This window comes from Thalassospira lucentensis MCCC 1A00383 = DSM 14000, assembly GCF_000421265.1.
Taxonomy (GTDB): domain Bacteria; phylum Pseudomonadota; class Alphaproteobacteria; order Rhodospirillales; family Thalassospiraceae; genus Thalassospira; species Thalassospira lucentensis.
In genome coordinates this window covers 344,975-368,907 of sequence record NZ_ATWN01000004.1, presented here as the reverse complement: position 1 = coordinate 368,907, position 23,933 = coordinate 344,975, and the positions used below count along the sequence as shown (strand labels likewise).

The 23,933-nt window shown below is 54.4% G+C and carries 22 protein-coding genes; 12 read left to right on the top strand and 10 right to left on the bottom strand.

The window, feature by feature from the left end:
* Window positions 1-4: 4 nt before the first annotated feature.
* The 4 genes from K355_RS0110860 (at window position 5) to K355_RS0110840 (ending at window position 5,506) form a co-directional block, all read left to right on the top strand.
* Window positions 5-1,234 (top strand): allantoate amidohydrolase, encoded by a 1,230-nt coding sequence (locus K355_RS0110860; protein WP_022732169.1) that lies wholly within the window; start codon window positions 5-7, stop codon window positions 1,232-1,234.
* A 349-nt stretch (window positions 1,235-1,583) separates the two neighbouring features.
* The gene (locus K355_RS0110855) at window positions 1,584-2,018 is read left to right on the top strand and encodes a universal stress protein (RefSeq protein WP_022732168.1); all 435 of its coding nucleotides are present in this window, start codon (window positions 1,584-1,586) and stop codon (window positions 2,016-2,018) included.
* 37 nt (window positions 2,019-2,055) lie between these two features.
* Window positions 2,056-3,576, top strand: a complete 1,521-nt coding sequence (locus K355_RS0110850; protein WP_022732167.1) for an alanine/glycine:cation symporter family protein — start codon at window positions 2,056-2,058, stop codon at window positions 3,574-3,576.
* A gap of 283 nt (window positions 3,577-3,859) precedes the next feature.
* Complete coding sequence (locus K355_RS0110840) at window positions 3,860-5,506, top strand: U32 family peptidase C-terminal domain-containing protein (RefSeq protein WP_022732165.1); 1,647 nt, start codon at window positions 3,860-3,862, stop codon at window positions 5,504-5,506.
* Between the two features lie 65 nt (window positions 5,507-5,571).
* Here the strand turns inward: K355_RS0110840 and K355_RS0110835 are convergent, their stop codons facing one another.
* Both K355_RS0110835 and K355_RS23825 read right to left on the bottom strand, forming a co-directional pair.
* A complete protein-coding gene (locus tag K355_RS0110835) occupies window positions 5,572-6,165 on the bottom strand; it encodes a DedA family protein (RefSeq protein WP_022732164.1) in 594 nt (197 codons plus the stop codon).
* 137 nt (window positions 6,166-6,302) lie between these two features.
* Entirely contained in the window at window positions 6,303-7,088 is a 786-nt protein-coding gene (locus K355_RS23825; RefSeq protein ID WP_022732163.1) for a helix-turn-helix transcriptional regulator, read from the bottom strand.
* Between the two features lie 120 nt (window positions 7,089-7,208).
* Between K355_RS23825 and K355_RS0110825 the strand changes: the two genes are divergently transcribed.
* Both K355_RS0110825 and K355_RS23820 read left to right on the top strand, forming a co-directional pair.
* Window positions 7,209-7,820 carry a glutathione S-transferase family protein gene (locus K355_RS0110825; RefSeq protein WP_022732162.1) on the top strand — a complete coding sequence of 204 codons (612 nt, stop codon included), beginning with the start codon at window positions 7,209-7,211 and terminating at the stop codon, window positions 7,818-7,820.
* A gap of 40 nt (window positions 7,821-7,860) precedes the next feature.
* Window positions 7,861-8,139 carry a putative antibiotic biosynthesis monooxygenase gene (locus K355_RS23820; protein WP_022732161.1) on the top strand — a complete coding sequence of 93 codons (279 nt, stop codon included), beginning with the start codon at window positions 7,861-7,863 and terminating at the stop codon, window positions 8,137-8,139.
* Between the two features lie 32 nt (window positions 8,140-8,171).
* Here K355_RS23820 and K355_RS0110815 read toward each other — a convergent pair whose 3' ends face one another.
* On the bottom strand, window positions 8,172-8,585 hold the full coding sequence (locus K355_RS0110815) for a DUF3830 family protein (RefSeq protein WP_022732160.1): 414 nt from the start codon (window positions 8,583-8,585) through the stop codon (window positions 8,172-8,174).
* Between the two features lie 606 nt (window positions 8,586-9,191).
* Between K355_RS0110815 and K355_RS0110805 the strand changes: the two genes are divergently transcribed.
* Window positions 9,192-10,325 carry a type III PLP-dependent enzyme gene (locus K355_RS0110805; RefSeq protein ID WP_022732158.1) on the top strand — a complete coding sequence of 378 codons (1,134 nt, stop codon included), beginning with the start codon at window positions 9,192-9,194 and terminating at the stop codon, window positions 10,323-10,325.
* A 24-nt stretch (window positions 10,326-10,349) separates the two neighbouring features.
* Window positions 10,350-10,856, top strand: a complete 507-nt coding sequence (locus tag K355_RS0110800; RefSeq protein WP_022732157.1) for a GNAT family N-acetyltransferase — start codon at window positions 10,350-10,352, stop codon at window positions 10,854-10,856.
* 95 nt (window positions 10,857-10,951) lie between these two features.
* Here K355_RS0110800 and K355_RS0110795 read toward each other — a convergent pair whose 3' ends face one another.
* Window positions 10,952-12,517, bottom strand: a complete 1,566-nt coding sequence (locus tag K355_RS0110795) for a YbaY family lipoprotein (RefSeq protein WP_022732156.1) — start codon at window positions 12,515-12,517, stop codon at window positions 10,952-10,954.
* 275 nt (window positions 12,518-12,792) lie between these two features.
* Window positions 12,793-13,683, bottom strand: coding sequence for an SMP-30/gluconolactonase/LRE family protein (locus tag K355_RS0110790; RefSeq protein WP_022732155.1), 891 nt, complete (start codon window positions 13,681-13,683; stop codon window positions 12,793-12,795).
* A 285-nt stretch (window positions 13,684-13,968) separates the two neighbouring features.
* Here K355_RS0110790 and K355_RS0110785 point away from each other — a divergent pair, with 285 nt between their 5' ends.
* From K355_RS0110785 to fhuB, 4 genes are read left to right on the top strand one after another with little or no spacing between them, the layout of a single operon-like run.
* Complete coding sequence (locus tag K355_RS0110785; RefSeq protein ID WP_022732154.1) at window positions 13,969-14,745, top strand: ABC transporter ATP-binding protein; 777 nt, start codon at window positions 13,969-13,971, stop codon at window positions 14,743-14,745.
* A gap of 10 nt (window positions 14,746-14,755) precedes the next feature.
* Window positions 14,756-15,691 (top strand): ABC transporter substrate-binding protein, encoded by a 936-nt coding sequence (locus K355_RS23815; protein ID WP_022732153.1) that lies wholly within the window; start codon window positions 14,756-14,758, stop codon window positions 15,689-15,691.
* Between the two features lie 3 nt (window positions 15,692-15,694).
* Window positions 15,695-16,639, top strand: coding sequence for an ABC transporter substrate-binding protein (locus K355_RS0110775; protein WP_022732152.1), 945 nt, complete (start codon window positions 15,695-15,697; stop codon window positions 16,637-16,639).
* On the top strand, window positions 16,636-18,657 hold the full coding sequence (gene fhuB / locus K355_RS0110770) for a Fe(3+)-hydroxamate ABC transporter permease FhuB (protein WP_022732151.1): 2,022 nt from the start codon (window positions 16,636-16,638) through the stop codon (window positions 18,655-18,657). The genes K355_RS0110775 and fhuB overlap by 4 nt, the downstream gene beginning before the upstream one ends.
* 58 nt (window positions 18,658-18,715) lie before the next feature.
* Here fhuB and K355_RS23810 read toward each other — a convergent pair whose 3' ends face one another.
* From K355_RS23810 to K355_RS0110745, 5 genes are all read right to left on the bottom strand, one after another.
* Window positions 18,716-19,117 (bottom strand): GFA family protein, encoded by a 402-nt coding sequence (locus tag K355_RS23810; protein ID WP_022732150.1) that lies wholly within the window; start codon window positions 19,115-19,117, stop codon window positions 18,716-18,718.
* A 103-nt stretch (window positions 19,118-19,220) separates the two neighbouring features.
* A complete protein-coding gene (locus K355_RS0110760) occupies window positions 19,221-19,631 on the bottom strand; it encodes a hypothetical protein (RefSeq protein WP_022732149.1) in 411 nt (136 codons plus the stop codon).
* A gap of 65 nt (window positions 19,632-19,696) precedes the next feature.
* A complete protein-coding gene (locus K355_RS0110755) occupies window positions 19,697-22,111 on the bottom strand; it encodes a TonB-dependent receptor (protein ID WP_022732148.1) in 2,415 nt (804 codons plus the stop codon).
* A gap of 86 nt (window positions 22,112-22,197) precedes the next feature.
* Window positions 22,198-23,292, bottom strand: coding sequence for a FecR family protein (locus K355_RS0110750; protein WP_022732147.1), 1,095 nt, complete (start codon window positions 23,290-23,292; stop codon window positions 22,198-22,200).
* Between the two features lie 89 nt (window positions 23,293-23,381).
* Window positions 23,382-23,906 (bottom strand): RNA polymerase sigma factor, encoded by a 525-nt coding sequence (locus tag K355_RS0110745; protein WP_028791524.1) that lies wholly within the window; start codon window positions 23,904-23,906, stop codon window positions 23,382-23,384.
* Window positions 23,907-23,933: the final 27 nt, after the last annotated feature.

The following is a 23,933-nucleotide window of genomic DNA, read 5'->3' as shown; positions in this document are numbered from 1 at the left end:
CATCATGCTTGGCCAACTGATCTTTGACCGCCTCGAAGACGCCGCCCGCCACAGCCAACCCGGCCCCGGTGTGACCCGCCTGTTTCTAAGTGACGAACACCGCGCGGTAACCCCGTTGATCCGCGACTGGATGACCAAAGCCGGCCTAACCAGTGAAATTGACGCGGCAGGCAATATCGTTGGCCGCGATGCCAAGGCCCTTTATGGTGCCCCAACCCTGATCCTTGGATCGCATCAGGACACGGTCGTGTCAGGCGGGAAATATGATGGAATGCTCGGTGTTGCCCTGCCGATTGCGGTGATTGAGCACCTTTTGAAAACTGGCGTTGAATTGCCGTTTGGCATCGAAGTTGTTGCCTTTGGCGATGAAGAAGGCACGCGTTTTCAATCCACCCTTGTTGGGTCACGCGCCCTTGCCGGGACGTTCGATCCCAAGGCACTCGATGCCACCGATGATCAGGACATCACCGTCGCCGACGCGCTTAAGACTTTTGGCTGCAATCCCGATGACATCCCCACCCTTAAGCGGGACCGCAAGAATGTACTGGGCTTTGTCGAAGTCCATATCGAACAGGGGCCGGTTCTTGAAAAAATCGACCTGCCGGTTGGCGTGGTCACCGCCCTGACCGGGATTGAACGTCATCGCATTCGCATTCAAGGCAAGGCAAGCCATGCCGGAACCACCCCGATGGCGGACCGCCATGACGCATTGGTTGCCGCCGCCGACGTTATTCATCAGGTCGAAGCCATTTGCTCGGCCACCGAGAGGATGGTCGGCGTGGTGGGTAAAATCGACGTCACGCCCAATGCCGTTAATGTCATTCCCGATCATGTTGACCTGACGATTGAGCTGCGCGCGCCCGAACGTATCGTGCGGGTCAATGGCCGGGGACAGATCCTTTCGGCCCTGCCCAATATTGCGCGCAACCGCCGGGTCGAAATATCGGCGGATCAAACCTATGAGGCAGAAGGTGTTAAATGTGCCGACTGGATCATGAATGGATTGGGTCAGGCCATTGGCGAACAGGGTATCACCCCCCACCGCCTGTTTAGCGGGGCGGGCCATGATGGACTGGCGATGCATGATCTGTGTGACATCGGCATGCTGTTTGTCCGCTGCCGCGACGGGCTCAGCCATCATCCTGAGGAGGCCATCACGCCCGAGGATGCCGATGTCGCAGCAGCCGTATTGATCGATTTCCTGCAAATGGTTGGCCCGATGAAGGGTCTATAGGCCAAGTCATCGATCTAACGCATCCGGTTCTTCTCACTCTTTTTCGATAAACAGACAGTATTTTACGACGCGCCGAGTTCATTTCGGCGCGTTTTATTTTGTTTTGGCCCCGAAAAACCCAATCCTAGACACATACGAAATACCCTTAAATCAACTTTTTAGCGAAATTATTTCATTTTTATGTATCCTTTGTTTTGTGTCGCCTCAACTGGCGGTGGGGGAATGCATATCGGGGAAACCGTCGTCCTGCCGTCATTGACCATCGCGACAAGGTGCAAAAGAACCATTTTTGCATTGCGTGCCGTGGGAGAATCTACCTGACAAATTCGTCTCTGATCAGGAGAAGCACATGACCGACCAGCCGATACTCGTAGGCTACGACGGAACTGATGCAGCACAACGTGCCGCAGAATTTGCCGGTCAACGCGCAGCAGCCGTAGGCTGTGCCGTTCATCTGGTTTTTGTTCTTGAGTGGTCCCCCTACAGCTTCCTTTCAACAAAGGAACTGGAAGAACGGCATCAACGCCGTACAGAAGAATTGTCGCGCGCAGAGGAAACACTCAAGCCCGCGCTCGATGCTCTTGCCAAACTAAAAGTTCCGGTGACTTCGGAAGTCCGATACGGCCATTCCGGCGAGCTGATCTGTGCGATTGCCAAGGAAAAAAACGCATCGCAGATCATTCTTGGTCGTAAAGGCGGTTCCGCGCTGGGTGCGCGGTTACTGGGCAGTTTGCCCCTGACACTGGTGCAGGCATCGCCTGTTCCGGTCACGGTCGTTCCGTAAGGCAATCACACCAAAAAAGATAAACCGGAGAAACTTAATGTTTTGGAAAAAGACAGCCACGGCAACCGCCGTTGCACTGATGTCGGCCCTTCTGCCACATGTCGCCGCCGCGCAGGAAGCCAGTTTCGACGAACAAATCAACCAAGCCATCGCCCCCATTTCAAATGTGATCGCCGGGACCATATTTTATTCGATTCCGGTTGCCGGCACCGCCTTTCCGCTGATTGTCGGGTGGCTGGTGATTGCGGCCACCATATTCACCCTGTATTTCGGGTTTGTGCAGTTCCGCAAATTCGGCCACGCTATATCACTGGTCAAGGGGGACTATTCCCACCCTGAAGACGCAGGTGAAGTCTCGCACTTTCAGGCCCTTGCCACCGCCCTTTCGGGCACGGTTGGCCTTGGCAATATCGCAGGTGTGGCCGTCGCCGTTTCCATTGGCGGTCCGGGGGCGACATTCTGGATGATCCTTGCCGGGTTGTTGGGCATGGCATCCAAATTCACCGAATGTACGCTGGGCGTGAAATACCGTAACGAATACCCCGATGGACGGGTGTCGGGTGGTCCGATGTATTACCTGTCCAAGGGGCTGGCCGAGCAGGGCAGACCGGGACTTGGCAAGGTATTGGCCATTCTGTTTTCGGTGTGCTGTATCGGCGGTGCGATTGGCGGCGGCAACATGTTCCAGGCCAATCAGGCGTTTCAGCAGGTTGTCAATGTCACCGGGGGCGAAAACAGCTTCCTGGCCGGATCGGGCTGGTTGTTTGGTCTTGTCATGGCAATCATTGTTGGCGTTGTCATTATTGGCGGCATTAAATCCATCGCCAAAGTCACGGAAAAAATCGTGCCGTTGATGGCCGTGATTTATGTCACTGCAGGTATGATCATTATCATCAGCAACATCGGCATGGTCGGCGATGCCTTTGCGCAGATCTTCGTCGGGGCCTTTACCGGTGCCGGGGTTGCCGGTGGCGTTGTTGGCGCGCTGATCCAGGGCTTTAAACGTGCCGCATTCTCCAACGAAGCGGGCATTGGTTCTGCTGCCATTGCCCACGCGGCCGTGCGCACCAAGGAACCCATCACCGAGGGCTATGTTGCCCTGCTTGAACCGTTCATTGATACGGTGGTGATCTGCACCATGACCGCCCTTGTGATTACCATCAGTGGTGAACTTAATTCCGGTCTGACCGGGGTTGAGCTGACATCGGCTGCATTTGCATCGGCCTTTACATGGTTCCCGCTGATCCTGGCACTGGCGGTTGTGCTGTTTGCCTTTTCAACCATGCTGTCATGGTCCTATTACGGGCTTAAGGGCTGGACCTATCTGGTCGGTGAAGGCAAAGGCAAAGAGATCGTTTTCAAGCTGTTCTTCTGCTTGTGTGTCATCGTCGGGGCATCCATGAGCCTTGGTCCGGTGATTGATTTCTCAGACTCCATGATCTTTGCCATGGCCATTCCCAACATCATTGGTCTGTACTTCCTGATGTCGGTGGTGCGCGGCGAGGTCACTCAATATTGGGACAAGATTGAACGCGGCGAAATCAAGAAGGTCAAATAGACACCTTCTTGCGATATGAACCAATGCGTAGCACCCCCGCACATTCTGCGGGGGTGCTTTGCGTTCTACTTTGGGCTTTATGCGCCACGCCGCAAACCGCCCTGCGTCGGCGTCATGGCTGCTGATCACGCAGGCTCCCTATGCAAATGCACGCAAATATGCGATTTTAATCGGCAAGAATGGGGCTTCGTGATATGAAGCGCCCCACTTGATGAGAGACGCCTGATAAGAGATCAGGCACAGAGATTTCCCGCAGACGATCAATAGAAAAGACCCGCACGTGATGAGTAATCAATCGCACCGTTCCGAATTGCTGATGCCCGCAGGCTCGCTCGAAAAGCTGAAAGTCGCTGTGCTTTATGGCGCAGATGCTGTTTACATGGGCACGCCGGACCTGTCATTGCGGGTCAAAAGCCAGATGTCACTTGAAGATGTGGTTGAGGGCATCGGATTTGCCCATGAACATGGCGTTCGCGTTTATCTGACGCTGAACCTGTTTTCACACAACAAGGACATCGACAAGCTGCCGGAATATGTCGATACCGTGCGCAAGGTCAAACCAGACGGGTTGATCGTCGCCGATCCGGGCGTGTTTATGTTTGTCCGTGAACATGCACCGGAACTTGATTTGCATGTATCGACACAGGCCAATGTCTGTTCGTGGCAGTCGGTCAAATTCTGGCAAAGCATCGGGGCCAAACTGGTTGTGCTTGGCCGTGAGGTTTCCTACGAGGAACTGACCGAAATCCGTGCCAAATGTCAGGACATCAAGATCGAGGCGTTTGTGCATGGCTCGATGTGCATGACCTATTCCGGGCGGTGCCTGCTGTCGAACTTTATGTCCGAACGCGGCGCCAATCAGGGCGCATGTGCCAATTCATGCCGCTGGAAATACAAAGTCCACATGAAGCTTAAGGACGGCACGGTTAAGGAACTCAACCTAACGGAAGAAAACCTTGAGATGTTTGATTTCTTCCTCGAAGAAGAAATGCGTCCGGGCGAGCTGATGGAAATTCAGGAAGACGAGCGCGGGTCTTACATCCTTAATTCCCGCGATCTTTGCATCATGCCGAAACTCGAAGACTACCTTAAAATCGGGGTCGATAGCCTCAAGGTCGAAGGCCGTGGCAAAAGTGCCTATTACGCGGGTTTGGTCGCGCGTGCATACCGCATGGCAATTGATGACTGGTACGAAGATCCGGAAAACTGGTCGGCTGAAACCTATATGAAGGAACTGTCGACCGTCCCGAACCGGGGCTACACCCTGGCCTTCCACGATGGCCGTCTGACCAACTATGCGCACGGCTATGACACATCGGGCAATGTGTCGGACTGGGAATTTGCCGGGCAGATAGAAGCCGTCGAAGACGACGCCTTTATCATGTCGGTCAAGAATCGCATGCTGGCTGGTGACGTGATTGAAATCGTCCCCCCACGCGGGCGTAAAACCGTTTTCATCCGCATGTATGAATTCATCGATGCCAAAACCGGCAAGGTCGGCGAAGCCGTGCATGCCGGCAATAAGCCGCTGGTGCGCATTCCATTTGATTTGATGGAACTTGAAGACCGCGAATATCTGCGCACCGCCTTCCCGCCGATGACCATCATCCGCAAGGAAAAGGCGCTGACCGAAGACGAATGGCAGCGCATGAAACTTGATCAGGAAGGTCACAAGATCGAAATGGGCAAGGGCAACGAAGAGCGCTATGACGCCAAGCGTGATGCGCTTCAGACCGCCCTTGATGACCGCCAAAAGGAACGCTCCTTCCGCACCCCGCGTGTTGGCACAAAGGGGTGCTGTGGCCGCGGCTGCAATGGCTGCCTGATCTTCTGGCACGATGAAAGCTACGCCAAGGCGCGTGAAATCCTTGCCAAACGCAAACAGGGCGAGATGCTTGAAAAAGACGGCAAAACGATTGCTGCTGAGTAAACAACCCCTCGATCAAAAATAGACAAACGGCAGCATTCGATTTCGATGCTGCCGCTTTCTTTTATCTATTTGATGGCGCGCTCGGCCTGTGCCTCAAGCCGATCAATCCGGCGCAGGGCAAACCAACCCAACACAAGAAACACAATCAGCAAGGCGGGGCTGAGCATGGCCAAGTTTTGCTCAACCAGTTCGGACATCCCGGCCCCCAGGCCGTGACCCAATCCGTAAAACAGCCCGACCCAAAGCAGAACTGATGCGATACTGAGTGGCAGGAAGCGGATAAACGACATCGAACTCATGCCGACCGGAAACACGCCAAAGGATCGCACCCCATGCGGATAGCGACAGAGCAGGATATAGGCCACACCATAATGCTCAAACAGCCGAAGGGTCTTGCCCATCCAGTCCGACAAGGCAGTTGGCAGCTTGCGGACAATCGCATCGCCATACCGTCGCGCGAGGCCAAAGCGCAGCACATCACCAACAAGTCCACCAGCGATCATGGACGTAACAGCAGGCACCAACATCAGGCTTTCTGCCGCCACCAGCATCCCGGCAAATACCGGCAGGATGCTTGATTTGCTGACGCAATAGGTAAAGATCAGGATATAGACCAGATCCTGATGATCCTGAATCCACAGATTGATGGTCTCAAACACTTAGACACTCGCCTGCTTGAATGAACAATAGCCTGCCTTCTAGGGCAATCCGTGTAAACGCGCGAGTGTTCGGCTTCACACCCTTTCGGCTTTTCAGCGCACAAAGCGAGCAATGTGCCCGAATCATTAATCCCGCACTAGTATGGAGCATATATCACCACACGAAAATTTGGATGATCTTCGTGTGCGAGGATACTGAGGTGATAGGTCGTCCAACCGGTTTGTGGGTCTTGAAATTCCAGTGTCGTATCGCCGATGCGCAGAACTTCGGGGTCATGCCACCAACTTCTGGCCTCGGGCTCCTTTTCCATGATCTCGTCGAGAATGGCGCCCAAGATGGGGCTCCGCCCCCCTGTCAGGAAATCATGGCGGGCACGCAAAAATACGAGCCTTGCCACAAAATTCCAATTCCCCACCACTTGACGGTAGGCGTCTGAAAAAAACACGATGTGCAGCAAATTAGGATTGGCCCCGTGCAAATCAGGGAAAAGACGCAAGGCCGCCTCGTTAAAGGCGACAACGTCCCAGCATGTGTCCAAAATATATGCCGCATCTGGAAAGCGATGAATGATCGCCGACAAATTCTTGGGAACATCTGTCGCAGCTGATGGTGGCGGGATTGGCTTTCGCTGTGCCAAGGCAAAAAGATGTTCCTGCTCTGCCCGATTAAGCTGCAACCCCCGCGAAATTCTCAGCAGAAAATCTTCGGAAACCTGAATATCGCGACCCTGTTCAAACCATGTGTACCAAGTCAGGCCAACCCCGGCCAGCGTGGCGACTTCTTCACGTCGTAGGCCCTTTGTCCGACGTCGTCGAGTTGGGGGTAACCCAAGTTGTTCGGGCGAAATTCGATCACGGCAGGACCGCAAAAAGTTCGAGAGTTCTACTCTGTCGTCGGTACGCGACAACCGATCTGTTTCCATGCCTTTTCCATCCCGAAACTATCACAATAGTAATAGTATAAATATCATATAGTAACGGGATAAATTTGCATCTACGTTCCGCAAAATCAATTCTAATACCTAGAAAAAAGGTGCCGAACCTTGCTGCTGTATCAATTCAATGCTGGAACCAACCCAAGGCGGGTTTCGATCTATCTTGCGGAAAAGGGACTGGATATTCCGCGCTACGAGCTTGATTACGCCAACCGGGAACACAAGTCCCCTTTCTATTTGGCGCTTAACCCCGCCGGACGCGCACCATCCCTTGTCACGGATTGCGGTATGGTGATTACAGAATCCGCTGCAATTGTCGAATATCTAGAAGAACTATATCCCACCCCCCCCATGTTTGGCACCGATCCGATCAGCCGGGCAAAAGTACGCTCACTGGAACGGCTTGCCTCCGATCTGGTCGGGCGATCTCAAATCTGGTTGTGGAACGTGACCGATGCATTTCCGCATATGCAGCCCCACCGATCAAGCGAGGTCACAGCAATCATGCATCGACACATGACTGAAATTCTTGATGCGCTGGAACAGTCGATTGGCGAGAATGAATTTCTGGCCGGTGAAAGCCCCAGCGTCGCCGATATCACTACATTCACCATTTTCCAGACGGTGCGCGAACGGTTCAGTCTTCCGTTCGGGACAAATCATCCGCGGCTTGACATCTGGTATGCGAATTTTAGAAAGCGACCCAGCACCAACTACTAAACCGCTTCCTTGTATGCAGCTCCAAAAGCCGGAGGATCCAATGGAAACATGCGGATGCGATACCCCAACGTTGCCCCCTGATCCCGACACTGAACGCCCCAAACCAAAGGGTCCCAGAAAATGGCGGCTGGCGATGGTTATGTTGACCTTTGTCTATCCGCTCGTAACGATGCTGGTCTATGTCACCATGCCACTGACACACGAATGGGAAATCTGGCACCGGACCCTGATCATAACACCGATCACGGTGACAACCATCGTGTTTGTCATCCACCCGTTAGTGTTTCGGTTGTTCGGGCGCTACATCAACGCGGCCTGACCACGCAGTATCACCTGAACAAGTTTCCGCAGTTAAGCCAGTTCGAACTTGATCGGCTGCGCACCTTTCCACAGCGTCATCTTGCCAAGCTTTTCAATATCTTCGAGATTGCTTGTGACGGTGATGAAATGGTTGCCGGCAAGCTGCCCTACCCTGGAAGCAAAATGAACACCACCGTAAGCCAGCAGGATTTCGGTTTCGCTGATGCCGCCGGGATACAGGATGATCTGCCCCGGGGCCGGATAACTGGTGTGGTTTTCATAGCCAACCCCAAACTGATAATCACCAAGCGGCATCCAAACGCCCTCGCCGCTCCAGCGGACATGGACAGCTTTGCTTTCAAACGGCATGCGATCCACGAAAGCCTTGCAGGTTTCCGGCGCCTTTGCGGTTTCTAGAACGCCGTCAAAGGTAAAAGGTCCAGCGGTGATTTTGATTTTCGTCATGTTGATTTCCCTGAGCTTGGCGCCACTTGGCCCGCGCGATAATCTGCGCACGATTTTTTATCTTATGATTAAGGGCTACCCTGCCGGTTCAAACCGGTCAATTGCCATTGCATTCATGCACAAATTGCAATGCCCCATACCAAAACGGATAAGGTCGCCCCTGCCGCGATTAAAACACGGCCTTTTGAGCCATTTTTTGCGCCATGACATGTGTTCTTCGTCGATCCTGCGATTGTTTCATGACAAATGGGTTGAAAATTTCACTTGCGCAAAGGTTAGAACGGGCGTAAATCGCGACTTGCCCAAAGTCGCACGTGCCTGTGGTGGTCTTACTTCAAGAACCCTGTAGGACTTACTTAAAGCAACGACGGTGTAGGGCTTTTTTGGTCTCAGGTGGTTGTCCAAATCCACCGACACTAAAGAGGCACACCATCATTGCCCACGTGCGGACGGGAAACTCCCATCCATAGCGAGGCAGACTTCGCAAGTTTCGGTAGGCACCGGAACCTTATTCAGCCTGCAGGTAGTCCGCGTCACGCGCCTCCACCGCGCCAAAACGCATCAGGTACCGCAAGCTGCCATAACGTGGAATGGGAGAACGCCCCAATGGCAACGCAGCGTATTATTGATTTTCTTGCCCAGAACCGACCAGAAGGCCCGTGCCTTGTTGTCGATCTTGACGTGGTTCAGCGCAACTACGAAACCTTTACCCGTGCCCTGCCTGATAGCCGCATTTTTTATGCGGTTAAGGCCAACCCGGCACCGGAAGTTCTGAGCCTGCTTGCCGATCTTGGCAGCAACTTTGACACCGCATCGGTCGCCGAAATTGAAATGGCGATGGCTGCTGGTGCGACGTCTGAACGCATTTCATTTGGCAATACGATTAAAAAAGAACGCGACATTGCACGCGCCTTTGAACTTGGTGTGCGTTTGTTCGCAGTTGATTGCGTCGAAGAAGTTGAAAAAATTGCCCGTGTCGCCCCGGCTGCACGCGTATTTTGCCGTATCCTGACTGACGGCGAAGGCGCTGAATGGCCGCTGTCGCGCAAATTTGGTTGCGCACCATCCATGGCGCTTGAGGTTCTTGAGCATGCCCATCACATGGGTCTGGATGCGTACGGCGTATCGTTCCACGTCGGATCGCAGCAATGCAACCTTGATGCATGGGATACCGCCCTTTCCGAAGCCTCCGCGATCTTCCGCACGCTTGCCGATAAGGGCATTGTCCTTCGCATGGTCAATATGGGTGGGGGTTTCCCGACCCGTTATCTGCGCGACATCCCGAAAACCGAGGCTTATGGCACCGCCATTGTTGACGCGCTTCACACCCATTTTGGCAACCACATGCCAGAAACCATCATCGAACCGGGCCGTGGCATGGTCGGTGATGCGGGCGTGATCAAAGCCGAAGTGGTGCTGATTTCGCGCAAACATGCCGATGATCCGGTGCGCTGGGTTTATCTCGACATTGGTAAATTCGGCGGTTTGGCCGAAACCATGGACGAAGCCATCCGCTATCCGATCACGACCATCCATGATGGTGGCGATGTTGCCCCGTGCGTTTTGGCTGGTCCGACCTGTGATTCGGCCGACGTGCTCTACGAAAAGAAACCTTATGACCTTCCGATTGCCTTGACGATTGGCGATGAGGTTCTGATCGAGGCCACCGGTGCGTACACCACCACCTATGCGTCCGTGGCGTTCAACGGCTTTGCGCCGTTGGCCTCCTATATCATCTGACCCCTTTTTGGGAACGATAGGACAATGATCACGATTGATCGCGAAGGGCAGTTTGACCACGTCGAACGTGAAATCCTGCTTGATCGCGTCATGGGACAGGCCCGGTTTACCAAATCGTCCGAAGTGCTGCGCCGTAACCGGCGCCCGGCAGACGGCATGGCCTTTGTTGCCTTTGACGGCAACCACATGATCGGCACCGTCCGGTTATGGAATGTCAATGCCGGCAACGGCGGTTCTGCGCTGTTGCTGGGGCCGCTTGCGGTTGAAAAGATCTATAACGGGTCTGGTGTCGGCGCGGGATTGATGTATGCCGCACTCAATGCCGCCCAGTCGGCTGGCCACCGGTCGGTTCTTTTGGTTGGCGACCCGGATTATTATGCCCGGTTTGGCTTTACCGCTGATCCGGCCCATGGACTTCTGATGCCCGGTCCTTTTGATCGCCACCGCTTCCTTGGCATCAATCTGGGCAACGGTGACACCCTTTCGGGTTCGCAGGGGCTGCTGACCGCAACCGGTGCCACAGCTCACTAAGCGTCTCGCTGGTCCGACTAAACCGATGAACACTCCAAACAAAAAGCCCCGCAGCAATGCTGCGGGGCTTTTGCGTTCCGGCCAATTGCGTTGGCCTAACTTGTGCAACTGTTGTGTGACAACCAGCCGATAAACACCCCATCCTGTTCAAGCCGTTCATGACTGAAACAGTCACCACCGGGATAGGCCCCGTTGGCCGGGGTAAACAGAACCTGATTTTCACCAGGCAGGATGTTGGTGGTGGCCTCGACCAATTCGGTGTGGGCCGTGCCAAACCCGTCAGACGGCACCAGACAGTCATATCGTCCGCCATTGCCATTAACCGTACGCACCCCGACCATGCCATGGTTGGTCGGCCAGGCTTTCAGTACCGACACCAGATCCCCCGGATTTTCAACAATGCAGGCATTGATGGCCGGCCACAGGTCTTCGAAATAACGGGTCCATTCATTGTTTCCCGGTTTTTTCAAATCAACGGTCTTAACAAGTGGGAAGTTGCCCGGCGCCAGGGCAAGTGACATCGCATTCGCCGAAACGGCACAGCGCGTGCTCCCCATCGGGCTTTGCCATGTGGCTTCCTGGCCTTTGCCGCGCAAATCGTACTGATCATTGCCGTACTCATAGCCAGATGCTGTACGCTTCTGATCGAGTGCGATCGGTTCACGGCCGGGGAATTCAATCACAACCGTGTTGGCCTGATCGTCAAATCGGGCGGAAAAACGACCCTTGTCCTCACACACAAAAATCTGGGGTCCCGCAAGGGGGACGGCACTGCTTTCGCTGAGTTTTGCGTCAATTCGTGACAATGCGACCTTGCTTTGGGAAATTGCGCCGCTGACTTCATGTTCGTCAGGTTCGCTTGCTTCGCCATTGACGGTTTTGCTGCCGTCGGAAAAACGCCCCATCGCGAAATCAAGCTCAAGCGTGTATTGCAACGCGCTGTCTGATGTATTCCCGCCAAAATTGGTGCGTTCGGCGTCCTCGGCAAACCGCAACAAGTTACCATTGCGATAATAAAACTTCACATCCGAACGACCATATTTCCCAAGGTCGCGATGTTCTTCGACATAAACCGGAACATCATCGGTCGTGACATACGCCTGATAGCTGACCGTATTGTCACCATCGCGGTATTGTCCGGGGATGACCCGCAAATCGCCAAGTCGGCTTTCGATTGCCGCCACATCGCGCGATACATCCGATCCATTCGTTTTGCGTGCCCCGTCTGACATCGGTCGTGCGATCTGCTTGACCATGATCTCGACGTCACTTGGGGCATTGCCCGTAATGACCCGGTATGCCTGATCATTACGAAACACAAGATCGCCGTTCTTGTTTATGATCGATGCTTCGACAACATAGGTGTAGCGCGCATCAATCTTGGCAGGATCATAGGGCAGGATAAAACCCATCGGCGGGTTTGAAACCGGATTGGACACGGACGCAATTACGGTTGCCGGTGCGTCGGCGCGTGACACATCCAAAAGCCGGACAACAAGGGTGTTGCTTTCGGGTGATAGGGCAATGCGTTCCCGGTACGTCACCGTCCCGGTTACTTTTGCTGTATGTGATTGCATCCCCGCACACCCGGCAATCAGCATCACCATGCTGATGGCGCATATCGTGCGCAGCGATCCCCAAGTAAAAGAAAGTCGTTTCATTCTGGCCCCAGTTTGCTCGTATTTTGCTGGCGATTTTTTTTAAGTTCGTTAATCGTGCCGCCAAACATACGTAAAACCAAGGCTAAAAATAGGCAGAGCACCGAAATCAGCCAAATTACATCAATTGGTCATGTAGCAAGACAGAGACAAAGCATCGAGCGATCTATCAAGAAATGGTCCCTGATTTTCAAAACATCCTTAGGGTCAGGACCCGAAATCCTAGGCGCAGAAATCGGGATATTTAATCCTCATACAATTTCCTCGACCAGTTTGCCTTACCCGGCAAAACGCGTACAGGCCTGCCCGGCAACATCGGTCCTGATCGACAAAAGCGCCCCTTCAAGCGGATTGCCATTGCCCTCCAACCCGACCGCAGCCGAGGTGATATAAAGCGTTTTCAAATCTGGCCCACCAAATACGCAACTGGTGGGCTGTGTGACCGGCAGTTCGACAATCCGGTCAACCTCTCCGGCCGGATTAAACCGGATCAGGCATCCCCCGCCCCAGCGCGCGTTCCAGATATAGCCATCCGCATCCATCGCCGATCCATCCATGTTGCCGCGATCCTGCGGGCCAAAGAATGCGCGCGGGTTGGACGGTACGCCGGTTTTCATATCAAAATCATACACATTCAGCGTGTTTTTGATCGTATCGCCAAAGAACATCTTCGTCCCATCATCAGACCACAGCAACGTGTTGGAAATGCCGATATAGGATTCAAATCGTGTTACATCACCATCGGCCGTAATCTGGTTCAAGGTTCCGGTTGAAACCGTCACAGGCAAATCTTCGCCGTTCGGGCCGATGTTGTTTTGCATGGTGCCGTGCCAAAAACGCCCCATCGGATCAACCCGGCTTTCATTCGAACGGTTGCCCGCATGATCGGAATCCGGGGCAACAAACGGCGTGGTTTCTCCGCTTTCGGCATCCAGAAACGCCAAGCCATCCGCCAGGGCAACCAAAAGTCCGTCATTTTCACGCGGCACAATTGCTGCCACCGGCTGATCAAATGTCCAGCTGCGCGACCCCCCATCATTGGGGCGCAACGCATAGGCCGTTTTGCCAACAATATCGACCCAATACAAAACGCCATCCTTGGCATCCCAATGCGGCCCTTCGCCCAAGCTGCAGCGTAAGTTCGGCAAGACCGTTTTAACGTCGGACATGGTGTCTCCCTGATCGTTCCTTGCGGTTTTCCGCTTTGTTTTATCGTCTGCCCCCTGCCCATCCGGCAAGGAAAACAAGATCGACAATCATTGACCCATATTGCTACCCGGAATGCGAATTGCTGAAAAGTCATTTTGTATGATGATTGGCATTTTTCAATTTGCAATCGCAACTCGGTTGCATTTACCGCAAGTAATTGATAGGCATTCTCATATTGGGAAGGTGCGCGGACCATGCATCGCTGACCGTCTTACCCCATTCCCGTTTTTGCGAGTTTCCGGCACATGTTCGATCTGAAAGACGTCACCTTTAAAAGTGACGGCAAACATCCCAAAACGCTGCTTGATGACATCACGGTCAGCTTCCCGACCGGAGCATTTAGCGCGATTGTCGGCCACAACGGATCGGGCAAAAGCACGTTGCTTAAACTGCTGGCGCGCAAAAACAAACCGGCATCGGGCGACATCACCCTTGATCGCGCCGCCCTTGCCGGGCATGGCACACGCGACTTTGCGCGCAAGGTGGCCTATTTGCCGCAAAACCCGGTGGTCCCGCCGCATTTAAGTGTGCGCGAACTGGTTGCGTTTGGCCGGTATCCATGGCGCGGCGCATTTGGCCGATATCGGACCGAAGACCACGCCATGATCGACCGGGCGATGGAGATGACCCATGTTACCGAATTTTCCGACCGTCTGGTCGCCAGCCTGTCGGGTGGGGAACGCCAACGGGTCTGGCTTTCGATGTTATTGGCGCAGGACGCCCCCGTCCTGTTGCTGGATGAGCCGACATCGGCCCTTGATGTCGGGCATCAACGCGACATCCTGCATCTGATTGCCACGCTCAAAGATGACATTGGCCTGACGGTAATTGCGGTTTTGCATGACATCGACATGGTTGGACGGTTTGCCGATCATATTCTGGCCTTGCGCGGCGGGCGGACCTGCTGGCAGGGGGATGCCCAAAACTTCATGCGTGGCGATATCCTGCGCGACATCTTCCAAACTGAAATCGACGTCATCGCGGTGCCGGGCAGCACCCGTTTCGTCAGCTATGTTGCATAGGAACGCTAGTATGCAAAAGTTCTCTTTTGGCCGGGCTGCGGCCATCTGCCTGTTTGTGCTGGGCGGGTTTGCCCCGACTTCTGCCGGGGCGGAAACATTCCCCCATGAACTGGGGAATGCCACCTTTGACGTCACACCAACCCGCTTTGCCACGTCGAACTGGTCGCTGACCGAAAGCCTGCTGGCGCTGGGGATTGATCCCGTCGCCATCCCCGAAGCTGATGGCTATCGCACCTGGGTGGTCGAACCCGAACTGCCCGAAACATTTGCCGATCTTGGCACCCGCCGCGAACCCAATTTCGAGGCCCTGCGCGACGCCAAACCCGACGCCATCCTGATCAGTTCGGACGTTGCGATGGCCTATGACAAGCTGTCGGGCTTTGCCCCGACACTGGTCTATTCGATTTATAATACAAATACCGACGAACCCGCCATCGACCGGGCCGAAACATTGCTCCGCAACCTTGGCAAACTGTCGGAAAAGTCCGACACCGCCGAACAGGTCATCGCATCGGCCAATGACCGGATTGCGGCCGCGGCGGCCCGCATACGGACATCGGTCGGCGATGATGCGACATTTGCCATCGTGCGCATTCTTGATGACGCGCATTTTCGCATCCATAGCAAAAATTCACTGTTCGGGTCTGTTTTGAACCGGATGGGATTTGCCAATGCCTGGACCGGGGAGGTCAACAGTTGGGCCTTTCGCAATGGCGATGTGTCCGACCTTGCCAAGCTGGGCGATGTGCAATTTGCCCATGTTGAACCGGTCCCGCCCGCCGCCAAGGCAAAGCTGTTTAATTCCGCGATCTGGAAGGCCATGCCGTTTGCGCGCAACGGTCATGTCTATGACGTCCCGGCAAGCTGGTCGTTTGGCGGGGTATTGTCTGGTGCACGGTTTGCCGAACAGCTTGCCGATGCGGTTACTGCTGCCAACGGATCCTGAGTAATGAAAATCCTGCGCCTGTTTGTTTCCTGCCTTGCCATTCTTGGTGTTTTGGGCGTCTTGCCCGTGTTCCTTGCTGGCCGCGCATCCGCCGAACCGATTGTCATTGACCATGAACGCGGGATGTTGACCCTTGATCACCCGGCCAAACGGGTTGCCGTAACCAACTGGGCCTTTACCGAAACCGTGATGGCACTGGGGCTTGATCCGGTCGCGATTGCCGATCCGGCCGATTACCGTGAATGGGTTGCCAAACCGGATTTGCCGGAAAATTTCACCGATATCGGACAGCGCGGATCGCCAAACCTTGAAGCCCTGCGTGCGGCCAAGCCCGATCTGATCCTGATCAGTCAGGAACTGGAAATGGCCTATGAAAACCTCTCGGACATTGCGCCGGTGATGGTTCTGTCGGTCTATGATAATGGCAATGTCGCGTTTGATACCGCAAGCACCATGATGCGTAAGGTCGCCAAGGCCATCGGGCGTGAGGCAGAAGGCGAGGCATATTTAAAACAGGTTGATCAGAAACTTGCCGACTATGGCGCGCGGGTGCGTGCAGTTCTTGGCGACGGCAACAAAATTACCATTGCAAGCTTCTATTCAGAAACCAACATCGGCGTGTTTGGCGCCCCGTCCCTGCCCGGATCGGTTTTAAAGCGCATGGATGTGCCGCTGGCCTATGACGGACCGGTATCGAAATGGGGGTTTGCCCGTGGCGGGCTTGAAATCCTGGCCCCGCTGGCCAAAACCACCTTGGTCTATACCAACCCGATCCCCGACGTGATTTATCAGAAAGTCTGGTCATCCCCGATGTGGAAAGTCATGGATTTCGTGCGCAACAAGCGGGTCTATGAGCTGCCGGTTGTTTGGGCCTATGGCGGGGTGGCATCAGGCTTACGCTTTGCCCGGCTTTTGGCCGAAAGCCTTGAAAGCGGCCCCGTGCAATGAGCCCGACCGCCCATCTGAACATGAAACGTGTATTCCCCCGCACGCCTACCATCTTGCTTGGCGTTCTGGGGCTGTGTTGTACTGGCGTGCTGATTGCTGATTTCTGGCCGTTTTTGCAACGCGGCCTTGCCGGTCAGGTGATCCTGTCACCCGATGAAACCGACTTTGACCAGATCCTGTTTCATTACAGCACCCTGCCGCGCCTTGCGATGGCGTTTCTATGTGGGGCCGGGCTTGCCCTTGCCGGGGCGGCCATCCAGACGGTTTTGCGCAACCCATTAGCATCCCCCACCACCCTTGGTGTCGGGGCCGGCGTTGAATTTGCCCTGACGATCTTCATCCTAATTGCCCCGGCCTCCTTTGCGATGTTTCAAGAAGCCTTCGCGCTTGCCGGGGGTATGATTGCGCTGGGGGCTGTGTATTTGATTGCCGCCAAACGCGGCAATGCGACGCTGTGGCTTATTCTGGCCGGGATGATTGTTAATCTGTTGCTGCAATCGGGCACGCAGGTTTTGCTACTGTTTAACGAACAGTATTTGCAATCGGTCTTTATGTGGGGGGCTGGTGATCTGGCCCAGAATGGCTGGGACGCCACCCTGTTTATTCTGCCGCGTGTGGCGATTGGCATGATCGCGGTGCTGGCCCTGTCACGCCCGCTCGATCTTTTGGCGCTTGGCGATGATACCGCCAGTTCACTCGGGGCCAAGGTCACGATTTTGCGCCTGTTGATCCTTGGTTTTGCCGTGTTCATCACCGCATCGGTGATTTCTGCCGCCGGCATGATCGGCTTTGTCGGGCTGGCCGTGCCCGCCGCCTTGCGGATTGCCGGACTGACGCGGTCGCGCGATCTTATGATCTATTCGGTGTTTACCGGTGGATTTGCATTGCTGTTCATTGATTTCATGGTGCGTCAGTTTAACGGTCTTGGCGGGGATATTTTACCGACCGGGGCGGCAACGGCCTTGTTTGGCGCCCCGTTTATCATCCTGATCCTGCGCAAAGCCCGGATTATGCCCGGCCAACAAAGCGATGATCAGCACAGCGATCAACAGATCATTTCCAAAACTGGGTTGAGCATCCTTTTGACCGTCACCCTGATTGTTGGCGTGGTGTTCTCACTGTTTACATCGCTTGACGGGAATGGTTTTGCCGTTCTGGGCTGGACCAGCCCATGGGGCGACAGCAGTTTTGACATCCTCACAGGACGGGCCGAACGCACCTTTGCCGCGATGATTTGCGGGGCCGCCCTTGCCGTATCGGGCACCTTGATCCAGCGGGTCGGGCGCAATCCACTGGCCAGCCCGGAAATCACCGGGGTCAGTTCGGCCACCGCATTGGCGATTATCATCGCACTGGCCATTTTCGGGGTTGGACAGCGCGCTGATCTGATGCTGATCGGAGCGTTTGGCGGGATCATCTCGTTGATCGTGTTACTCGCCCTGTGTCGTAAATTCACCCATGCGCCGCATTATATGTTGCTGAACGGCCTGGCCCTGACCGCCATCCTCGGGGCCATCGTGCGCATTGTGCTGACCCGCAGCGGCACACAGACATCAATGTTGCTGTCGTGGCTGGCGGGCACGACCTATTTTACCAATATGGACGAGGTCATGATTGTCGCGGGTGTTACCGGTGTCTTGCTGATTGTTGCGATTGCCCTGCGCCGTCCGCTTGAACTGGCGTCCCTTGGCACGGATCAATCGGTGTCGCTTGGCCTTGGCATTTCAACGTTCCAGTTCGCCATGATGTTGGTCGCGGCCATTCTGGCCGCGGCGGCAACGCTTCTGGTTGGGCCGCTCAGCTTTGTCGGGCTGATGGCGCCCCATCTGGCGCGCGTGGCCGGATATAGGCTGGCTGGGGGGCATTTGCTGGGATCGGTTTTGATCGGGGTCAATGTGATGATGGTTGCCGAATGGCTGGCGCGCAACATGCTGTATCCACAGCAATTGCCAACCGGCCTGATTGCCGCATTGATCGGTACCAGCTATTTCCTGATTCTCGCCGCACGCAAACGATAACGAACACAGGCGTCTCCGGTTCCCCTGACGCCTGTGTCGCCGGGTCCGTACGCCGGCATCAGTTTGACGGGATGTAGTCACCGTCAAACTTGATCAAGTCATCCTTGATCTCATACCAATCGGGTTTGGATGCGGTATGGATATGAACCGACGGACGAATTTTCGGATCATCATCCAGTGCTGATGCCGCAATCACATAGATTTTCTCTGACGACATATCGCCCAAAGATGTCCCGCATTCCTTACAAAAGCAACGTTCAAACTTTCCATCCGGCCCTTTGTAAAGACCAATCGACTCTTTACCCGACAGGAGATGAAAGTCATCGGCCTTGCCAATCACCACCGCAGAAAATACCCCGGCAGCCTTACGACAGCGTGAACAGTGACAGTAACTCAGCGATGACGGTTCACCGGAAATCTCGAACCTGACATTCCCGCACAGACAGCTTCCCTTGATCATTTTACATCCCGATTTTATGCTTCAAAGCAATAGAACATATCATGAACATTTAGTGCCTGCCAGCAAGAATACCCCTGATGCTCGTCCATCATCCTTCTTGGTTTCACTCACCCAATTCAGGCGGCCAATTCTTTGCCATCTCGAATGCGCTATCCAGCGTTCGTGCATGTTTCATTGGAAATGGCAGCATGCGGGCGAAGTTGCTGTTTTCAACTTCTTCGGCATGATCATGCATATGGCCACCCCCGTGATGATGGTCTTGTTCGACACGGATCACACCTTTGGCAAACACCGTCAAGCGGTCGCGGTTTTGCTTAAACCATGCAGCGGCCTGTTTGCGGGTTTCATGATCCTGCCCTGTCATGCCTTTGACCAGCATGATCAGAACGGCCGGTTCGCTGCGTTTTGCAAAATCATCAAGCGCCTTGATATAGGCAGCCCCATCAGCGGGGCTTTGCGCATCAATCGTTTCAAACAAAACGATATCGGTTCCATGGGTACTTGATCTGAACATCTGTTCCCTTAATATCAATGGCCCGGCAGATTTCCCGCCGGGCCTGAATTCAAATGGAATAGGACTTAAAATTCGCGCTGGAATCCCAGCATGACGGTCCGGCCATGTCCGGCCACGGAATAGCCGCGCAGGGCTGTTGCTGCCGGGTTTTCATAGCTGGCGTCAAAGATGTTTTCGACCCCAAACCGCGCTGTTCCGCCCAGCACCGGATAATGGGCCGACAGGTTAAAGACGAGGCTCGATTTGATCTTTTCATCTTCGATCTTATTGCGCGGGGCGGTGTATGTACCGTCAAAACGCATGTTCAGATCATTCCAGACGTAACTGTCGACATATCCGGTAAAGCGGAACGGCGATGGAATGCGGTTATTGGGAAGCCAGCTATCAAGATCACCGTCTTCGTTGGTGTCATAGCGCCCTTCGACGTAGGATGCCAAGGCACCGACAAAGGTGTCTTCGCTGATATCGTATTCGGCACTGAGTTCGGCGCCAAGAATGCGTTCTTTTTCCTGACTGAGCTTGTTGGTTGACGAATCAAAGTTATCGCCGCGCTCGTTCGTGCTCATGTAAACAGCACCGGTGGTCCGAAAATCGGTCCCGGCATAGCGTGCGGCCAGTTCATAGGTTTTGACCTTGGAGGCCTCAACATCGATATCGGCGAAATCAAGCGGAATGCCGGTCAGTCCGGCCCGGCGGGTATAGGCCCCGACATCAGGAACAGAGAAACCTTCGCTATAGCTAAGCGAGGTATCAATTTTGTCGGTCCAATGCACCACTGCCGAGGCGTTATAGGTCACCGCATCATAGGTCGTGTTACCACCAGTAAAATCGGCTGTTCCGAAATAGGCCTGCCCGACACCGCCGACATAGCGCATATAGTTCGGGCGGGTGAAATCCTTGACCGTCAGATCATATTTTTCATAGCGCACCCCACCCGACAGATCGAGATATTCGGTCACCGGTGCAGACAATTGCGCAAAGACCGCTTTGCCATCCTGCGTCATCGGCGCGCCAATATCGCGCCCACTGACCGTGCGGTATTTGACATCATCATATGTCAGGTCCCCACCCCAACTAACCGTCATGCCGTCATAGATCATATCAAGCGACGTATCGGTCGAAAGTTTCACCCCGGTTTTCACCGTATCAATCACCGACTGACCCAGCGGGTCTTCGGTTGCGGGGCTACCGGGCAGTGCGACCAGCGCGAAGTTATAGGTCGCGTGATATTGCGCGCTCGCGGCCTGTTTATAGCTGTCATTGTAAAACAGCTTAAGATCGCCAACGCCAAGCTTGCCAAAGTCATATTCATATCCGGCGGTGAAATACTGGCTTTCATCCTCAAGCGGCTGGGCATTGTACGGTTCGTTATAATCAACCGAAATCGGATCGGTGGTCAGGTCAGGATAATATTCAATGTCCTGACGAAACCGAACAACTTCGCCCGACAGAAACAAACGATGTCCATCAGCTAACGTCAGGCCAGTTTTTGCAAAAATATTGAGGTCCTCGGCATTATCAAAACCACCCTGCCCCAGCATCGCGTCGGACGGCATCTGATTGCCGTAACCGTCATAATAGTTTTCCGATTTGGCCCCGGTGATGCTGGCAGCGTAATCCACCGCACCAACACCGCCACTTCCCGACAGGGTCAGGGATGGGGCAAGACTGTCACCAACATCTTCGGTAAAGGCCTTGATATGACCATCAACCGTAAAAGTGTTTACCCCGGCCTCGCCGGTTTTGGTGATGATGTTGATGGTTGCCCCGGTGGCACCATCGCCGTTCATGGCGTTTGATCCGGGGATGACTTCGATGCTTTCGATCTGGGCGACATCAATCATCGACAGGATGCGGCTTGAATTACGTAGCGGCGTATTGCGCGAAATCCCGTCAACCAGCACCTGAACATCGCGGCCACGGAAGGTTTCTGTACTGCCAATCAGGCTTTGGTCATCAAACATAAAACCCGGCACGGAGTTGCGAATGACATTGGTGATGTCGCTTGTTTTCGCCAGTTGGGCGTCAATCTGATCGCGACCAATCACCACAACGGATGGCGACATCGATGTGATGGAACGGCGCGACCGCGTGGCACTTACGACGATGTCAGGAAGGACCATCGAGCTATCTGTTTGCTGTGCCGCCAGTGGGAAAACCCGCACGCTGTCTTCGGTCATGAATTCAAAGCTATGCCCGGACCCTGCCAGCAAAGCCGTCAGGGCGGCTTGTGCGTTGAACTCCCCGCTGACCGACGGGCTGTTAAGCCCCGAAAGGTTGCCCTGAACAATCAGTTGAAGACCGAACTGCCCGGTCAATTGATCAAGTGCCGTCCGCAAATCGCCCGCAGTGATCGCCACCACTTGTGGTGTGCTTGCCCCAGATTGCGCAAATGCGTTTGGCGTTGAAATCCCCAGCACGGCGGCAACCAGCGCACTGGTACCCAGCATGCGTGCTTTTGTCATTTTCGTGTTTTTCACGCGTTTTCCCCAAGATCAGAAATAATAATGCAACTCACTATTATCCTCATGACGCATGGGGACGGGGTTTGAGGATGTCGGTTATGCTATTTTTTTGAAATTATTTCGAAGCCACCCGGGAAGGATTGCTTTTTAAGTGCGTAAGCACCGAGCACTGCGGCAATTGCACTTTGCGGTTTGCTGAGGTCAAAGCTGCCGGTGACATAGACATCATCCAAAAGCGGATCAAGAACATAGGTTTCATCGGCGATCAGGGGCGTGATTTTTGCCAGAAGTTCTTCAAGTGGCATGTCTTCTGCGATCCATCGTCCATCGCGCCATGCGGCCAACCGATCAATGTTATAAGCGCCATAGCGCATATCGCCCTGTATTCCCTGCCATGCGGCGTGTCCGGCGGACAATTGCGCCAACCGAAGATCGCCGCTTAGAACATCAACCACACCTTCGCGAACTTCGACCCGCGGGTGCCCCGCCCAGTTTGACGCGGCAAATTCCGTTCCCACCGCACGCGCTACCAGATCACCGACACCAACGCGAAGCGGACGTGATGTGTCCTTTGCCACCTTGACATAGATACCGCCCTGCAGCACCGTGATATCGCGGAACTCCGGCGTATAATCGATGTTTAACCGTGTGCCCGGCTCCATCCAGATCTGCGACCCGTCGGGCAAGTCATGGATTTGCGAAATGGCATTGGCCGACTTTTCCGCCATCAGGTCGGGATCAGGGCGCACCGCACCAAAAACAAACAATGCGACAATCACCATCAAGGTCGCCACCGCCATAACGGGTCTGAATTTCCGGTTTACCGGACGCATGCCCGGCAACCGTCCCGGCCCACCACCAAGAGCACCAAGGCGTTCAAGATCATCGCGAATGCCATCAAGATCCGTTTGATCAAGCGCACGCGGCATATCTTTTGACAGGTTACGTGATGATCGGTTTTGATCAACCGCAAGCGGCCCGGCAGGGCCTTTGGCGTCGGCGGCCACAATTTCCATACTGCGCCATGTTTGGCGCGCCCGGTCGAGCAGCCCCAAATTTTGTGGCGATGCCGCCAGCCAGTGATCAAACGCAACCTGTTCGGCGCGGTCAAGATCACCGCCGTCAAACCGGACGGCCCAAAAATCGGCAATGTCCTTGTCGCATGTGCAATCGTCAGGATAACGGAATTCTGTCATGGCAATTTTGCGGCCCGGCCTTTGATAAAGTGTCTTATTGGTTAAATGACGTTTGGAACGGGGAAATGAGGATATCGAGGAACAATCCCCTAATTCTCATGACGCGCCAAGACTTCCCGACAATGCTTTAACGCAGTTCGCAAATGCTTTTCCACCATATTACGACTAACCCCAAGCTTTTCTGCCGCCTCGGCCGGGGTCAGATGGTCGCGTTTGCAGAAAAGAAACGCTTCGCGACAGCGTGGCGGCAAACTTTCAACCGCCATTGCAATGATATCAAGCCGTTGACGATCTGAACTGATTTGTTCGGGTGTCGCGTAAAGATCACCGCTGCCCTTCATCTCGGCGATGTCGGAAGGGTCGCTAAATTCCAGCGGGTTGCGGTTTTTCCGGCGCAGAACATCAATCGCCAGATTGGTCGCCATGCGCATCAAATAGGCAGGCGGATTTTCGACTTCTTTGGGATCAACATCCCGGCGGCGCAATTGCACATAAAGATCCTGCAACACGTCCTGACTTTCCTCACGCGTAGGCAGGTATTTTTCAACCTGACGCAGAAGACGCGGATGATATTGTTGGTAAATTACGTCCCAGAAACGGTCTCTGGCCGCCATACTCATACACCGGCACAATCAACAATG

Excerpts from the sequence above, each read along its gene's own strand:
- K355_RS0110745 (WP_028791524.1), bottom strand. The coding sequence starts at position 23,906 with ATGGCGGCCAGAGACCGTTTCTGGGACGTAATTTACCAACAATATCAT.
- K355_RS0110790 (WP_022732155.1), bottom strand. The coding sequence starts at position 13,683 with ATGTCCGACGTTAAAACGGTCTTGCCGAACTTACGCTGCAGCTTGGGC.
- K355_RS0110750 (WP_022732147.1), bottom strand. The coding sequence starts at position 23,292 with ATGACAGAATTCCGTTATCCTGACGATTGCACATGCGACAAGGACATT.
- K355_RS0110840 (WP_022732165.1), top strand. The coding sequence starts at position 3,860 with ATGAGTAATCAATCGCACCGTTCCGAATTGCTGATGCCCGCAGGCTCG.
- K355_RS0110760 (WP_022732149.1), bottom strand. The coding sequence starts at position 19,631 with ATGTTCAGATCAAGTACCCATGGAACCGATATCGTTTTGTTTGAAACG.
- K355_RS0110815 (WP_022732160.1), bottom strand. The coding sequence starts at position 8,585 with ATGACGAAAATCAAAATCACCGCTGGACCTTTTACCTTTGACGGCGTT.
- K355_RS0110860 (WP_022732169.1), top strand. The coding sequence starts at position 5 with ATGCTTGGCCAACTGATCTTTGACCGCCTCGAAGACGCCGCCCGCCAC.
- K355_RS23810 (WP_022732150.1), bottom strand. The coding sequence starts at position 19,117 with ATGATCAAGGGAAGCTGTCTGTGCGGGAATGTCAGGTTCGAGATTTCC.
- K355_RS0110775 (WP_022732152.1), top strand. The coding sequence starts at position 15,695 with ATGAAAATCCTGCGCCTGTTTGTTTCCTGCCTTGCCATTCTTGGTGTT.
- K355_RS0110850 (WP_022732167.1), top strand. The coding sequence starts at position 2,056 with ATGTTTTGGAAAAAGACAGCCACGGCAACCGCCGTTGCACTGATGTCG.
- K355_RS23820 (WP_022732161.1), top strand. The coding sequence starts at position 7,861 with ATGGAAACATGCGGATGCGATACCCCAACGTTGCCCCCTGATCCCGAC.
- K355_RS0110795 (WP_022732156.1), bottom strand. The coding sequence starts at position 12,517 with ATGAAACGACTTTCTTTTACTTGGGGATCGCTGCGCACGATATGCGCC.
- fhuB (WP_022732151.1), top strand. The coding sequence starts at position 16,636 with ATGAGCCCGACCGCCCATCTGAACATGAAACGTGTATTCCCCCGCACG.
- K355_RS0110785 (WP_022732154.1), top strand. The coding sequence starts at position 13,969 with ATGTTCGATCTGAAAGACGTCACCTTTAAAAGTGACGGCAAACATCCC.
- K355_RS0110800 (WP_022732157.1), top strand. The coding sequence starts at position 10,350 with ATGATCACGATTGATCGCGAAGGGCAGTTTGACCACGTCGAACGTGAA.
- K355_RS23815 (WP_022732153.1), top strand. The coding sequence starts at position 14,756 with ATGCAAAAGTTCTCTTTTGGCCGGGCTGCGGCCATCTGCCTGTTTGTG.
- K355_RS0110855 (WP_022732168.1), top strand. The coding sequence starts at position 1,584 with ATGACCGACCAGCCGATACTCGTAGGCTACGACGGAACTGATGCAGCA.
- K355_RS0110805 (WP_022732158.1), top strand. The coding sequence starts at position 9,192 with ATGGCAACGCAGCGTATTATTGATTTTCTTGCCCAGAACCGACCAGAA.
- K355_RS23825 (WP_022732163.1), bottom strand. The coding sequence starts at position 7,088 with ATGGAAACAGATCGGTTGTCGCGTACCGACGACAGAGTAGAACTCTCG.